Source organism: Salinigranum salinum (assembly GCF_009176545.1).
GTDB classification, from domain to species: domain Archaea; phylum Halobacteriota; class Halobacteria; order Halobacteriales; family Haloferacaceae; genus Salinigranum; species Salinigranum salinum.
The window spans coordinates 2,309,365-2,321,789 of sequence record NZ_VTOJ01000001.1; the positions used below are offsets into that span (position 1 = coordinate 2,309,365).

Here is a 12,425-nt window from a genome sequence, read left to right on the forward strand (position 1 = left end):
CGTGGATGGACGAAAAGCGTTACCCACGGCAGGTCCATGACCGCGCGTCCGTCGCGGTCGTCGCCGACGGACGCCCCCACGCCGGGTCCGGCGCGTCGATCTCAGACGTAGTCGGCGTCGGTGTCGACGGTGTGGCCGTCGACGACGCCGGAGCGCTCGAGCGCGTAGTAGCCGACGACGTGGACGACGACGGCGGCGACGATGCCGTTGAGCGAGGTGATGCCGGGGAGCAGTTGCGGCGCGGCGACGCCCGGGATCATGGAGCCGGCGGTGAGGATGGCGACGACACAGCCGGCGACGTACGCCAGGATCGACACCCACCGGACGTTCGTGAAGGAGACGTCCTCCATCCGCGGGATGCGCCCGAGTCCCCACACGAGCAGGAAGTCGGCGATGATGACGCCGCCGATGGGCGGGATGTACTGCCCGAGTGTCGCCAGCCACGGCACGAGGAGGCTGTCGACGCCGACCAGCGCGAGGACGATGCCGACCGCACCGCCCGCGAGGACGAACGGCCGCTTGCGGTCGAGGTCGAACGCCTCGCTCCCGGCGACCCCGAAGGCGTACGCCGCGTTGTCGTTGGTCGTCCAGATGTTGAACACGAGCGCGACCAGACCGACGAACGCCAGCCCCTGCGCCGTGAGCACGGCGTAGAGGTCGCCCGCGGGCGTGACGTCGTAGACGGCGCCGCCGACGGCCCCGGAGAGGAACAGGAAGCCGTTCCCGACGAGGAATGCGATCAGCCCGGCCCAGAAGGCGACCCGTTTGTTCGCGGCGAACCGCGCCCAGTTCGGTGCCTGCGTCCCGCCGCTGATGAACGTCCCGACGACGATGGTGACGGCGGCGCCGAACGCCATTCCGCCCCCGCCGACCTGCGAGAGCAGCCCCCCGACGCCGCCGCTGTCGACGACGGCGATGCCGATCGAGAGCAGGCCGACGACGACGAGCGCCGGCACCGCGACGTACGAGAGCCGCTCCATCCCCTCGTAGCCGAAGTACGCCGTCGCGAGGTGGAGCAGCCCCCAGACGACGACGAGCGCCGAGACGAACATCGGCGTGTCGACCCCGAAAAAGGACGCCGTCGGGACGGCGATCAGGGGGATCGTGACGCCGAACCACCCGACCTGCGTGCCGCCGAGGAGGAGGTCGGCCCACTTCGCGCCTATCCGACCGAACGTGTACCGCGACAGCAACACCGTCGTCAGGCCGGCCTTCGCCGAGATCGCACACAGCGTCGCGACGTACACCCCGAGGATGGCGTAGCCGACGGCCATCGCCGACAGCATGGGGACGAAGCCCATCGCCGCGCCGACCTCCGCGCCGGCCCACAGCGTGCCGGCGAAGAAGACGAACCCCAGGAGGACGGCCGAGATGCTCACGAGTCCTTTGCGCTCGCTCTTCGGGACGTGGTCGACCGGCCAGTCCGGGTCGGGGAGGTCCTCGTCACCGAAGACGAACGTCCGCCAGTCGAAGCCGGAATCCTGTGTCGCCATCCCGCGGACGTGCCTGACGACCAGGTATATAGCTTCCCATAATATTCTGGAAGGAACCTCCGCAGTCCTTCGATTGTTCGCGACCGCATCGGCGTGACCACGTCGTTCGGCGCGTCCGTCGACTCGTCCGCTCCCCGTCCGGGGAAGGGTTGATGACCCCGCTCCGACTCCTCCCCCCATGGAGTACGTCGTCACCGACGCGACCACGCTAGCGGGCGACCGTATCGACGTCGAGGTCCGTGACGGACGCATCGACCGACTCGTCCCGGCGGGCGAGGGCGACCCCGAGGCGTTCGATCGCGACCGTCGACACGACGCTGGGGGTCGGCTAGTCACCCCGCCGCTCGTCGAACCGCACCTCCACCTCGACGCGACGCTCACCGCGGGAGAACCGCGCTGGAACGACCCCGGCACGCTGGCGGAGGGGATCCGGATCTGGGCCGACTACAAGGAGTCGCTCTCGAAGGCGGACGTGAAGGCGCGGGCGACGCGGGCGATCGAGTGGATGGCGGCCAACGGGATCACGCGCGTCCGCACCCACGCCGACACCACGGAGGAGACGCTGACGGGCGTCGAGGCGTTGCTCGAACTCCGCGCGGAGGTGTCGGACCTCGTGGACCTCCAGGTCGTCGCCTTCCCGCAGGACGGGGTCTTCACCCGACCGGCACACGAGGACCTCCTGCGGGAGGCGATGGAGATGGGCTGCGATCTGGTGGGTGGCATCCCGCACAACGAGCACACCCGCGAGGACGGCGTCTCGTCGGTCGCGGTGGCGATGGACCTCGCCGAGCGGTACGGGACCCCTCTGGATCTCCACATCGACGAGACGGACGACCCCGGCTCGCGGTTCACCGAGGTGCTGGCGAGCGAGGCACTGAAACGCAGCGTGGGGGATCGAACGACCGCGAGCCACACGACCGCGATGCACTCGTACCCGAACGCGTACGCCGCGAAACTGATCTCCCTGTTGAACGAGAGCGGCGTGAGCGTCGTCACGAACCCACCGGACAACAGCGTCTTACAGGGGCGGTACGACGACTACCCGCGGCGGCGGGGCCACACCCGGATCGACGAACTCCACGACGCGGGGGTGACGGTCGCCATCGGCCACGACTCCGTCGTCGATCCGTGGTACCACTACGGCGTCGGCGACCAGCTCGACGCCGCGTACGTCCTCCTGCACTACGCACACATGAGCGGTCACGGCGACGTCGAGACGCTCTGGCGGATGCTCACCGAGGCGAACGCGTCCGTGTTCGGAGCCGACGATTACGGCCTCACGGAGGGCAACGAGGGGTCGCTGGTCGTCTACGACAGCCCGGACCCGTTCAACGCGCTCCGGACCCGGGCACCGCGGACACTCGTCGTGCGCGAGGGACGCGTCGTCGCCGAGACCGAGCCGCGCGAGACGGTCGTCCACCGCGATGGTGAGGACCGTCGGGTCGACTTTCACCGCTGACGCCGGACGAGGGGGCGGGACGGAGCGTGGCTCAGTCGGCGTCGATCGTCTCCGGAGGCTCCCGGCCGAGCTTCCGGCGGCGGCTCTCGTTGAGCGCGTCGCAGATGCCCGCCTGGCCGGACATGTTCGTCTGTGCGAGCCGGCCGCGGCGGTGGACGACCTCGAACTCCTCGGGGTCGATCGGACCGCCCTCGGGCGTCCTGAACAGCGGTTCGTCCTCGGCGAAGACACCGACCGTCCGGGACTTCCGGAGGTACCGGCGGAGCGGGGCGGCGTCGACCGTGACGACCAGGGCACCGTCGTCGAGTTCGACCGCCGCACGGTCCGCCTCGTCGTCGAAGTCGAGGTCGAGATCGGACGGCGTCAGGCGACAGAGCTGGTCGGGTGCGACGCCGGCGTCGAGCAGCGCCTCGACCGCGTCGTACTGTCGGGCGACGCGAGCCTTGTCGTCGAGCGTCGCCCGGATCGCCTCGACGCCACCGTCGGCGTCGGGGAACACCTCCCCGAACGACAGCCGCTCGTTGACGCCGTGGTTGATCTCCTCGTCGTGCATGTGGTCGCGGAGCTGGATCCGCGCCTTGGAGATACCCGGGATCGACTCGATCCCGTCGCGGGCGTCCGTCGCCATCATCCAGGCGAACGCGGGCGAACACCAGGCCGTCGGGAGCGTAAAGCGGACCGTCACCCTGTCGCCGTCGACGTCGATCTCGTCGATGTAGCCGAGTTCGACGATCGATCGGTCGAGCTCGGGGTCCGTCACGCGTGCGAGCCGTTCGCGGACCGCGTCCACTGATGAGGCCGCAGACATCAGTCGGCCGCCGCGCCGCTGTAGTGGTCACCGAGGCCGAACCGCTGGGCGATCGCGTCGTCGGCGAACTCCCGCTTCTTCGCCTCGATGTCGATGTCGTACAGTTCGGCGGCGTTCTCACCCATCACCTTCTTCTTCACCTCGTGGCTCCACTCGACGCCGTACTCCATCTTGTGCTCCTCGGTGAGTTCGGCCTCCATCACGGTCTCGACCAGCCAGTCGGGGTTCCAGAGCGCGTAGTCCGACCCGAACAGCAGTTTGTCCTCGCCGAGCCACCAGAGGAGTTCGCTCATGATCTCGGAGAACTTCTCGGGGCGGTTCTGGGCGAACGGTGCCGCCACCGCGAGGCCGCCGTACACGTTCGGCTCCTGGGTGCCGATCCAGCAGAAGTCGTCGAGTCTGGGAAGCCCCACGTGTTCGACGATGAAGTTGAGGTTCGGGAACGACGAGGCAGCATCGTCGACGTCGCCCACGTCGAACGCGTCGCGGTTGAGCGGCCGAATCGTCGGCCCCTTGTGCGGGTGGATGTTCGTGATGCCGAGTTCGGCACACTTCTCGAGGAACTCGAACGCCTCGGGGGAGTCGAGGCGCCACCCCTTCGAGTCGCCCTTCCACTCGGCGGTGTATACCTTCGCGCCCTGGACGTCGTACTCTTCCTTCTGACGTTCGAGCTCTTTCAGACCCGCCTCGCCGTCGCGCGGGTCCCACCGACCGTTGGTGATGAACCGCTCGGGGTACTGCTCGACCAGCTCCGCGTCGTCGTCGACCGTGTTGAACCCGTTCTTGTAGAACTCGTGGAGGTGTGTCGGCTGGAGGATCCCCATGTCGACGGCACCGTTGCCGAAGAGGTCCTCGACCATCCGGTCGGCGCCGTACTTGCGGTACTCGTCCATGTCCCAGAGGCGGTCCTCGGGAGTGAACGTGGCGTGATAGTCGTAGAAACACTGGATGAACTCCTCACCGCCCTGGTGTTTGATGTTCTCCTCGCTCGCGTCCCAGAGGTGGAGGTGTCCGTCGATGACGAACACGTCCTCGCCTTCGTGGTGGTACATACGAGTGAGCATGGTAAAACACAGGATAAATAATTAACATAATTGTTCCTCAACGAAACGGCTGCAGGAAAGTGTCAGTGCCGGAGAGCTTTTTACGGTGTGTGAGGAGTATCAACCTGGCATGCAAGCAGCACGTTTACACGAGTACACCGACGATATGAGCGAGGCACTCTCGATCGACGAGGTCGACCGGCCGACAGCCACTGGGCCGAGCGACGTCATCGTCGAGGTCGAGGGCGCGGGATGGTGCCAGACGGACAACCACATCATCGAGGGGATGTGGACCGAGTACGTCGAGCAGGACCTGCCCATGACGCTCGGCCACGAGAACGCGGGTATTGTCGCCGAGGTCGGCGAGGACGTCACGACCGTCTCGGAGGGCGACCCCGTCATCTGCCACCCGGTCCAGACCTGTGGGACGTGCCGCCCGTGCCGACTCGGCGAGGACATGTACTGCGAGAACTCGCAGTTCAACGGGCTCACCACCGACGGCGGCTTCGCCGAGTTCCTGCACACGTCGGATCGCGCAGTCATCCCACTGCCCGAGGGAGTCGATCCGACGGACATCGCGCCGCACGCCGACGCCGGTATCACGGCGTACCACGCCGCGAAGAAGGCCGTCCACGAACTCAACCCCGGTGACACGGCCGTCGTTATCGGGGTCGGTGGCCTCGGTCACATCGGTCTCCAGTGTCTCCGGGCGATGTCGGCCGCCGACATCGTCGCGGTCGATCTCAAACAGTCGGCGCGCGACCTCGCCAGCGACCTCGGTGCCGACGAAACGATCGACCCCGAGACCGAGGACGTCGCGAGCGTCGTCGAGGAGTTCTCGGGCGGCGTCGGCTCCCAGCAGACGCTCGACTTCGTGGGTCGCGACCAGACGACGGCGCTCGCCCCCGACATCACGGCGGCAGGTGGCGACCACCACATCATCGGCTACGGTGGGCACATCCACGAGCCCGCGCAGGGGCTCGTCTTCGGCGAGTTCTCCTTCCGCGGGACGCTCGTCGGACAGTACACCGAACTGCAGGAACTCGTCGCGCTGGTCGATCGGGGCGACGTGACGCTCCACACCGAACGGCACGAACTCGGCGACGTGAACACCGTCGCCGAACGGCTCGAACACGGCGAGATCGACGGGCGGGCGGTCATCACGCCGCCCTGAGACGGGCGACCCGACCGCCGCTCGCAGGCCGGTGCACCGCCCCCCTTACACGTCGCTCCAGTAGTCGGGTTCGTTGCCCGTGCGCCACTTGATCGAACAGCCGCGCGACGGGTTCCACTCGACCGTCACGTCCTCGACGGCCAGTACCTCCTCGATCGCTCGCCGCATCTCGAACGCCGGATCGCCGGAGGGATCGTCGTCCGGGTTCAGCGCGTCGTCGAGACGGCCGTGGTACGCCAGTCGGAACGTCCCGCCGTCGTTGCGGAACAGGAACGGATCGGGCGTACAGACCGCGCCGTACGCGGCGGCGACCGCCTGGGACTCGTCGTGGAGGTACGCGTCGTACCCGATGCGGCCGGACTCGACGTACGCCTGCATCTTCTCGAAGGAGTCGTCCGGATACTGGTCGTCGTCGTTCGGGTTGATCCCGACGACCGCCACGTCGTCGTACTCGGCGGCGAGGGTGTTCAGCGCCTCCTCTTTCGCCTTCGCGTACGGGCAGTGGTTGCACGTGAAGACGAGCAACAGCGCCTCGCTATCGTCGAAGTCGGCCAGCGTGTGCGTCTGCTCGTCGGTTCCCCGGAGCTCGAAGCTCGGAGCCTCGTCGCCCCTGTCGAGGACGTGTCCGCTCTCTTTGGCGACCATGTCGACGGGTAAGAGCCGGAGCGGTAACTTTCTGTCCCTCCCTCACGCCGCCGCCGCGTGGCTCCGTCCACGGCACCGGTGACGGGGCAGACGGGAGTGTGTCGACGACGGCGAGGGTTTATCAACCAGTACGCGGCCACGGCTGTCCGTGACGTAACGACTCCGGCGGGACGGTCCGCGGTCGCGTGACACCCCGTCTCGTCGTCTCCGTGGGTCCATCCTGTGTCACCTGTCAGCTGCTCGCCTCACGGTCGCTCTCGTGGCCAGCCGACACACGCACCCGATCAGTCGCCGTCGGTCGCGTCGTCGCGGACGGCTTCGAGCGCCTCGCGGGCGTTCTCGAGAGCAGCGTCGCGCTTGGCGGGGTAGGCCTCGACCTTCGCACGGAACGTGATTCCCTCGCCGAGCCGGATCTCGTTCCCGAACGCCGCCTGCTTGTCGAAGCGGAGGAACAGTTCGCAGTTGTCGGTGATGCGGTCGTCGAGTTCGTCGAAGATCCGGTCGTAGTCGGGGGCGGCCGCGACCTGCGCGAGGACGTGACGGATCCCGTCGGCCCGCTCGACGCGAGCCGAGAAGACCACGATCCGATCACCGTGGTGGCCGCGGCTCTCGGCCCGCTCCACCTCGAACTCGTCGGGGAGAAACGTCCTGAGCGCCGCCTCGACCCGTTTCTCGTCCTCCGTCTCGTAGGAGAACGTCCGCAGGTCGACGTAGTGGAACGGGACCCGGGCCACGCTTACGCGTCGTCGTCCTCGTCTTCGTCCTGGGCCTCGGCCGCTTCGAGCTGATCCTCGGGGACGCCCGTCTCCTGCCCGTCGTCGAAGCTCACGGTGTACGTCGCGTCGCCGAACATCGTCTCCATGACCTGCGTCACGGTACCGACCTCGCCGTCGAACTCGCTGTGTTTGTCGTGCAGGACGACGGTGTCGTCTTTCTCGAAGCTCATGCCCACTGCTCCGAGGGGCCCGAATAAAAACTCCGTGATACGGTCACGCCATCACGCCGTCACACTGGCTCAGGGGCGAACGAACGGCTTTTGCCGCGACGCCCGAACGTCGGGTATGGAACTGGTTTCGGTCGCCGCGCTCACGGCGGATCGCGTCATCGGGAAGGACGGCGAACTGCCCTGGCCCAGTATTCCCGCGGACAAGGCACAGTACCGGGCCCGCATCGCCGACCATCCGGTGATCCTCGGTCGACGGACGTTCGAGTCGATGCTCGACGACCTCCCGGGAGCGGTGCAGATCGTGTTGAGCCGGTCCGAGCAGTCGTTCGACGTCGATACCGCCCACCACGCCACGAACGTCGACGAGGCGGTCGACCTCGCGGAACGACTCGGCACCGGCGTGGCGTACGTGATCGGTGGGGCCGGCATCTACGAGCTGTTCCAGCCACACCTCGACCGGATGCTGCTGAGCCGGGTGCCGGGCGAGTACGAGGGCGACAGCTACTACCCCGCGTTCGACGAGTCCGAGTGGACGCTCGCCGCCGAGACCGAGTACGAGGGGTTCACCCTCGAGGAGTGGACCCGCACCGGAGACTGACGTCACGGGTGACGACCATCTGACCGTCGCTATCCGTCGTCGGCGTCTCTCCCGTTCGGGCCGTCCGCTGGCTCGTCCACCTCGTCCACGGCGTCGTCCGCCTCGTCGACGTGCTGGCCCCAGAATCCGTCGAACTTCTCGACCGCGACGTCGCCGAGTACGCGGGTCTGACAGGCGAGCCGGAGTCCCGCGTCGGGATCGTGCGGTGGGACCGAGAGCCGGAGTCGTTCGCGTCGGGTCGGCTGCGAGACGGGACCGGAGACCGCGACGGCGCAGGTTCCGCAGCTCCCGTTCCCGCGACAGTTCACCAGACGCGCCCGGCCGTTGTGTGGCGTCTCGTCGGCGTCGAGCAGCGCGTCACGGAGCACCGCCCCGGCCGCGCAGTCGAGGGTGCGTCCACGGAAATCGATCGTCGGCATGTCCAGCGGGAGGGACGGGACGCGTAAATCGGTACGGGCTACCGGACACTCGCTCCGGACCACGGTGGATAAGTAGCCGAGACACCAGAGCTACGGTATGCAGACGACACGACGTGCTCTCCTCGCGAGCGGTGGCGTGGCCCTGGTCGGCACTGCCGGCTGTCTCGGATCGGTCACGGGTGGCGGCGCTACCGACACCGACTGCGACCTCTCCGCACGACCGACAGTCCAGTCCCTTCCCGCACCGTCGATGGGTCCCGACGACGCCGCGGTGACCGTAATGTCGTTCGAGGACTTCTCCTGCCCTCACTGTCGAACGTACCACCTCCAAGAGTTGCCGTCGATCGAGTCGGAACTGGTCGGTAACGACGTCCGCTACGAACACCACGACCTGCCGATCCCGGTGAGCGAACAGTGGTCGTGGGGCGCGGCCGGCGCTGCACGCGCGGTCCAGGACGGGATCGACGACGCGACCTTCTTCGACTACGCGGCATCCCTGTTCGAGAACCAGGATTCGTACTCGATGTCGCTCCTCCGCTCGCTCGCCGACGACGTCGGTGCCGACGGCTGCGACGTCCGCGCCGCCGCGACCAACGGGCGATACCGGCCGGTGCTAGAGGCCGACCGCCAGCGCGGGATCGACATGGGCGTACAGGGCACCCCGACGGTGTTCGTCGACGGCCAGCAGGTAAACGCGACGTTCGACGCGGTCCGAACGGCCGTCGAGAACGCCCGGTCGTAGCGAACGTCTCGACCGGAACGATGCGCACGCGAAACGCACAACACCACGCCGTCTATACCCTCGACGGAGGAATCACAGAACGATGAGCTTCGCCGTCGGCGCACCACACCACGTTATCACGGTGGTGACAAGTCTGTGAACCGTAGACAGCTCCTCGCCGCACTCGGCGGTGTCACCCTCACCGGCGGCGCGGGGTACGTCGCGTTCAACGGGGTCGGTGGCGGCGACGACGCCGTCACGGTCGACACCATCGACGCCCGCGGGTCGACGGCCGGCCGTCAGCAGCTCCCGGTGCCGGGCCAGCCGACGCTCGTCGACCTCTTCGCGACGTGGTGTGTCCCCTGTGAGGCACAGATGCGGAGCCTCGTCCCCGCGTACGAGTCGTTCGGCGGCGACGTCGCGTTCGTCTCGGTGACCAACGAACGGATCGGTGGCGGGCTCACCATGGACGACATCCGCCAGTGGTGGGCCGACCACGACGGCCGCTGGACCGTCGGCCACGACCCCGAGAGCCGCCTGATGAGCGAACTCGGCGCGGGCGGCCTGCCGTTCCTCGCGCTCGCGGACGACGCGGGCGAGATCGTCTGGACCCACCGTGGTGTCGCGAGCGAGTCGCAGCTCCGCGCGGCGCTCGAGGCCGTCGTCTGATGCTCGCAGTCGCGGTCGTGGGTCCGTTGCAGATGGACGCCGCGTTCGCCGGCACCCTCGCGTTCGCGCTCAGCGCGGGTCTGGCGACGTTCTTCGCCCCCTGTGCGTACCCACTCCTGCCCGGATACGTCGGCTACTACCTCAGCCAGGAGGAGGCGGACCTCGGCGGGGCGGTCGTCCGCGGAGGGGCGGCGACCGTCGGCGCGCTCGCCGTGCTCGCGCTCGTCGGTTGGGCGCTCGTCTCGCTGGGCACCCAGTTCGTCTCGGGGTTCGCGTTCCTCGAACCGGTCGTCGGCGTGGGGCTCGTCGCGCTCGGAGTGGTCGTCCTCTCGGGACGGGCCCCGAACGTCCACCTGCTGCTCCCCCGACACCGCTCGTCGGTCGCCGGCTTCGGCCTCTTCGGGGGCGTCTACGCCGTCGCCGCCGCGGGCTGTGTCGTCCCGATCGTCTTCGGCGTCGTGACGCAGGCGCTCACCCTCCCCACGGAGCAGGCGGCGGCGGTCGTCGCGGTCTACGCCGCCGCCGTCTCGCTCCCACTCCTCGGGGTGACACTGTTGTCGGCCGTGGGCAGCGACCTCCTGCGTGACCTCTCGGGACACGTCGGTTCCGTCCAGCGGATCGCCGCGGTCGTCATGGTCGTCGCCGGCGTCGCACAGATCGGGGTCTCGCTGTCGTACCTCGGCGTGGTCTGAGCCGTGAACCGCCCTCGTTTTTAACTCTCTCTCCCAAGTGACTATATGAACCGTCGCCGCCCGGCTTCTCGTCCTCTTTGGCGACTGCTCCGGCCACTGCTCGGCGTCGCGTCGACGCTGCTCGTCGCCACCACCACGGTCGCGGCCCACGGTGGGACGGACGCGACGACCGGGGCGGGGTCGTCGCTGGTCGCGTCCGTCCCGACGTGGCTGGGCGTCGCCCTCGGCCTCGCACTCGTCGCCTTGGGCGTCGCGCTCGTCGGTCGGGCAGTCGGGAACCGGGACAGGTGGGCGACTCACGCGGTCGGCGTCGTCGCCGTCGTCTTTCTCGCCGGCAGCGTGCTCGTCGTCGTGGTCGGCGCGACGGGCGTTGGCCTCCCCGACGCCGGTGGTGACGACGACCCATCGGTCGAGACGCCGCTCTGGGTGAGCGAGACCGGTCGAGCGATCGGCGGGAACCACCACGCCGCGGCGATCGCCGACGGTCGGGTGTACGCCCCGCTGAGCGGGCCAGGGACGTCCGAGGGCTGCGAACTCGTCGCGCTCCACGGGGGCGACGGCGGCGTGGTGTGGCGCGCGCCTGTCGAGACCAACTGCACCATCCACGCGGTGGCCGACCCCGCCGTGGCGGACACCGACGGTGACGGAACCGACGAGGTCCTCGTCGCCACGACCGAGGAGGACCTTCGCGTGTACGACCGCGACGGCGGTCTCCAGCGCCGGAGCGCGCTCACGGACTACGGCTACACGCGCCCGGTCGTCGCCGACCTCGACGGTCGAGCGGGAGCCGAGACGGTCGTCGTCGACGTCCGTGGGACCGTCGTGGTGGTCGACGAGACGGGCGAGACGGTGTGGCAGCACGCGCTCGACGACTACGTGTGGGCGCGACCGGTCGTCGACGACGTCGACGGCGACGGGTCGAACGAGGTGTTCGTCGCCCAGCGCGACGGGACGCTCACGCTGCTGTCGGGCACTGGTGGCACCGCGGGCGGAGAGGCCGACGCCGTCTCCGATGGCGAGACGGGTGCGACGGTCGAGTGGTCGACGACGGTCGGCGACAGCCCCGCCGTCTCGTGGCTCGCGGCGGGGCAGGCCGACGACGACCCCGCGCTCGAACTCGTCGTAGCGACGGTCGACGGCGGCGTCTACGCCGTCGACGGGGCTAGCGGTGACGCGGAGTGGACTCGGCGAGTCGACCGTCTCGCCTCCGTCGGCGGCTTCGGTGACGGCGACGGCGATGGTGAACCCGAGGTGTACGTCGCCGACCGCTCGGGCCACGTCCGGGCGCTCGACGCCGCCACGGGCGAGGAGGAGTGGGTGACACGCGTCACCGACGAGTCGGTCCAGATGATGCCCCCGCCGTCACTCGGCGACACGGACGGCGATGGCGCGCCCGACCTCGTCGTCCCCGCCCACGACGGCAGCGTCTCGAAACTCGATCCGCGCGACGGACACCTGTTGGCGCGGTACGAACGATCCGTCTCCGACGCGGCGAGCGACCGTGGTCGAGACCGTCTCTTCGCGCGTGCGACCCTCGGTGACGTCGACGGCGACGGCGACGACGACGCGGTCGTGATCTACGCGGACGGCACCGTCGTGGCGCTGGACTTCTGACGGCGGGGCCACGGGAGCGGAACGAACGAGGAGAGCGGGCGGGGACAGCCGTGTCGAACACCGATCGTACCGAACGGAGCGGAAGGACCCCCTTGATCCGGGATCCGGTGTTCCTGTTCTCTCCGGAGAGCTCAGACGTACTCT

At 68.7% G+C, this 12,425-nt stretch carries 14 protein-coding genes; 7 read left to right on the forward strand and 7 right to left on the reverse strand.

Annotated elements, in window-relative coordinates; translation table 11 throughout:
* Positions 1 to 101: 101 nt before the first annotated feature.
* Entirely contained in the window at positions 102 to 1,493 is a 1,392-nt protein-coding gene (gene codB, locus FZP69_RS11105; protein ID WP_152041359.1) for a cytosine permease, read from the reverse strand.
* Between the two features lie 178 nt (positions 1,494 to 1,671).
* On the opposite strand from codB, the gene FZP69_RS11110 reads away from it, so the two are divergent.
* Positions 1,672 to 2,952: a cytosine deaminase gene (locus FZP69_RS11110; protein WP_152041360.1), complete on the forward strand. Its 1,281-nt coding sequence runs from the start codon at positions 1,672 to 1,674 to the stop codon at positions 2,950 to 2,952.
* A gap of 31 nt (positions 2,953 to 2,983) precedes the next feature.
* On the opposite strand, the gene FZP69_RS11115 is transcribed toward FZP69_RS11110, so the two are convergent.
* Complete coding sequence (locus tag FZP69_RS11115) at positions 2,984 to 3,760, reverse strand: iron-sulfur cluster assembly protein (RefSeq protein WP_152041361.1); 777 nt, start codon at positions 3,758 to 3,760, stop codon at positions 2,984 to 2,986.
* Positions 3,760 to 4,812: an amidohydrolase family protein gene (locus tag FZP69_RS11120; RefSeq protein ID WP_152041592.1), complete on the reverse strand. Its 1,053-nt coding sequence runs from the start codon at positions 4,810 to 4,812 to the stop codon at positions 3,760 to 3,762. Before FZP69_RS11120 ends, FZP69_RS11115 begins: the two co-directional genes overlap by 1 nt.
* Before the next feature lie 121 nt (positions 4,813 to 4,933).
* On the opposite strand from FZP69_RS11120, the gene FZP69_RS11125 reads away from it, so the two are divergent.
* Complete coding sequence (locus FZP69_RS11125) at positions 4,934 to 5,977, forward strand: NAD(P)-dependent alcohol dehydrogenase (protein ID WP_152041362.1); 1,044 nt, start codon at positions 4,934 to 4,936, stop codon at positions 5,975 to 5,977.
* 45 nt (positions 5,978 to 6,022) lie between these two features.
* On the opposite strand, the gene FZP69_RS11130 is transcribed toward FZP69_RS11125, so the two are convergent.
* The 3 genes from FZP69_RS11130 to FZP69_RS11140 all read right to left on the reverse strand — a co-directional run bounded on the left by FZP69_RS11130 (position 6,023) and on the right by FZP69_RS11140 (position 7,568).
* Positions 6,023 to 6,622, reverse strand: coding sequence for a thioredoxin family protein (locus FZP69_RS11130; protein WP_152041363.1), 600 nt, complete (start codon positions 6,620 to 6,622; stop codon positions 6,023 to 6,025).
* A gap of 284 nt (positions 6,623 to 6,906) precedes the next feature.
* Positions 6,907 to 7,356 carry an RNA-binding protein gene (locus FZP69_RS11135; RefSeq protein ID WP_152041364.1) on the reverse strand — a complete coding sequence of 150 codons (450 nt, stop codon included), beginning with the start codon at positions 7,354 to 7,356 and terminating at the stop codon, positions 6,907 to 6,909.
* Between the two features lie 2 nt (positions 7,357 to 7,358).
* A complete protein-coding gene (locus FZP69_RS11140; protein WP_152041365.1) occupies positions 7,359 to 7,568 on the reverse strand; it encodes a DUF1918 domain-containing protein in 210 nt (69 codons plus the stop codon).
* Between the two features lie 115 nt (positions 7,569 to 7,683).
* Here FZP69_RS11140 and FZP69_RS11145 point away from each other — a divergent pair, with 115 nt between their 5' ends.
* The gene (locus FZP69_RS11145; RefSeq protein ID WP_152041366.1) at positions 7,684 to 8,166 is read left to right on the forward strand and encodes a dihydrofolate reductase; all 483 of its coding nucleotides are present in this window, start codon (positions 7,684 to 7,686) and stop codon (positions 8,164 to 8,166) included.
* A gap of 29 nt (positions 8,167 to 8,195) precedes the next feature.
* Here FZP69_RS11145 and FZP69_RS11150 read toward each other — a convergent pair whose 3' ends face one another.
* Entirely contained in the window at positions 8,196 to 8,585 is a 390-nt protein-coding gene (locus FZP69_RS11150; protein WP_152041367.1) for a 2Fe-2S iron-sulfur cluster-binding protein, read from the reverse strand.
* A gap of 97 nt (positions 8,586 to 8,682) precedes the next feature.
* Here FZP69_RS11150 and FZP69_RS11155 point away from each other — a divergent pair, with 97 nt between their 5' ends.
* The 4 genes from FZP69_RS11155 to FZP69_RS11170 all read left to right on the forward strand — a co-directional run bounded on the left by FZP69_RS11155 (position 8,683) and on the right by FZP69_RS11170 (position 12,281).
* A complete protein-coding gene (locus tag FZP69_RS11155) occupies positions 8,683 to 9,327 on the forward strand; it encodes a DsbA family protein (RefSeq protein ID WP_152041368.1) in 645 nt (214 codons plus the stop codon).
* Between the two features lie 135 nt (positions 9,328 to 9,462).
* Positions 9,463 to 9,975: a TlpA family protein disulfide reductase gene (locus FZP69_RS11160; RefSeq protein WP_152041369.1), complete on the forward strand. Its 513-nt coding sequence runs from the start codon at positions 9,463 to 9,465 to the stop codon at positions 9,973 to 9,975.
* Positions 9,975 to 10,667, forward strand: a complete 693-nt coding sequence (locus FZP69_RS11165) for a cytochrome c biogenesis protein CcdA (protein ID WP_240137555.1) — start codon at positions 9,975 to 9,977, stop codon at positions 10,665 to 10,667. Before FZP69_RS11160 ends, FZP69_RS11165 begins: the two co-directional genes overlap by 1 nt.
* Before the next feature lie 45 nt (positions 10,668 to 10,712).
* Entirely contained in the window at positions 10,713 to 12,281 is a 1,569-nt protein-coding gene (locus FZP69_RS11170; RefSeq protein WP_152041370.1) for an outer membrane protein assembly factor BamB family protein, read from the forward strand.
* Positions 12,282 to 12,425 lie beyond the last annotated feature (144 nt).

Excerpts from the sequence above, each read along its gene's own strand:
- codB (WP_152041359.1), bottom strand. The coding sequence starts at position 1,493 with ATGGCGACACAGGATTCCGGCTTCGACTGGCGGACGTTCGTCTTCGGT.
- FZP69_RS11110 (WP_152041360.1), top strand. The coding sequence starts at position 1,672 with ATGGAGTACGTCGTCACCGACGCGACCACGCTAGCGGGCGACCGTATC.
- FZP69_RS11115 (WP_152041361.1), bottom strand. The coding sequence starts at position 3,760 with ATGTCTGCGGCCTCATCAGTGGACGCGGTCCGCGAACGGCTCGCACGC.
- FZP69_RS11120 (WP_152041592.1), bottom strand. The coding sequence starts at position 4,812 with ATGTACCACCACGAAGGCGAGGACGTGTTCGTCATCGACGGACACCTC.
- FZP69_RS11125 (WP_152041362.1), top strand. The coding sequence starts at position 4,934 with ATGCAAGCAGCACGTTTACACGAGTACACCGACGATATGAGCGAGGCA.
- FZP69_RS11130 (WP_152041363.1), bottom strand. The coding sequence starts at position 6,622 with ATGGTCGCCAAAGAGAGCGGACACGTCCTCGACAGGGGCGACGAGGCT.
- FZP69_RS11140 (WP_152041365.1), bottom strand. The coding sequence starts at position 7,568 with ATGAGCTTCGAGAAAGACGACACCGTCGTCCTGCACGACAAACACAGC.
- FZP69_RS11145 (WP_152041366.1), top strand. The coding sequence starts at position 7,684 with ATGGAACTGGTTTCGGTCGCCGCGCTCACGGCGGATCGCGTCATCGGG.
- FZP69_RS11150 (WP_152041367.1), bottom strand. The coding sequence starts at position 8,585 with ATGCCGACGATCGATTTCCGTGGACGCACCCTCGACTGCGCGGCCGGG.
- FZP69_RS11155 (WP_152041368.1), top strand. The coding sequence starts at position 8,683 with ATGCAGACGACACGACGTGCTCTCCTCGCGAGCGGTGGCGTGGCCCTG.
- FZP69_RS11165 (WP_240137555.1), top strand. The coding sequence starts at position 9,975 with ATGCTCGCAGTCGCGGTCGTGGGTCCGTTGCAGATGGACGCCGCGTTC.
- FZP69_RS11170 (WP_152041370.1), top strand. The coding sequence starts at position 10,713 with ATGAACCGTCGCCGCCCGGCTTCTCGTCCTCTTTGGCGACTGCTCCGG.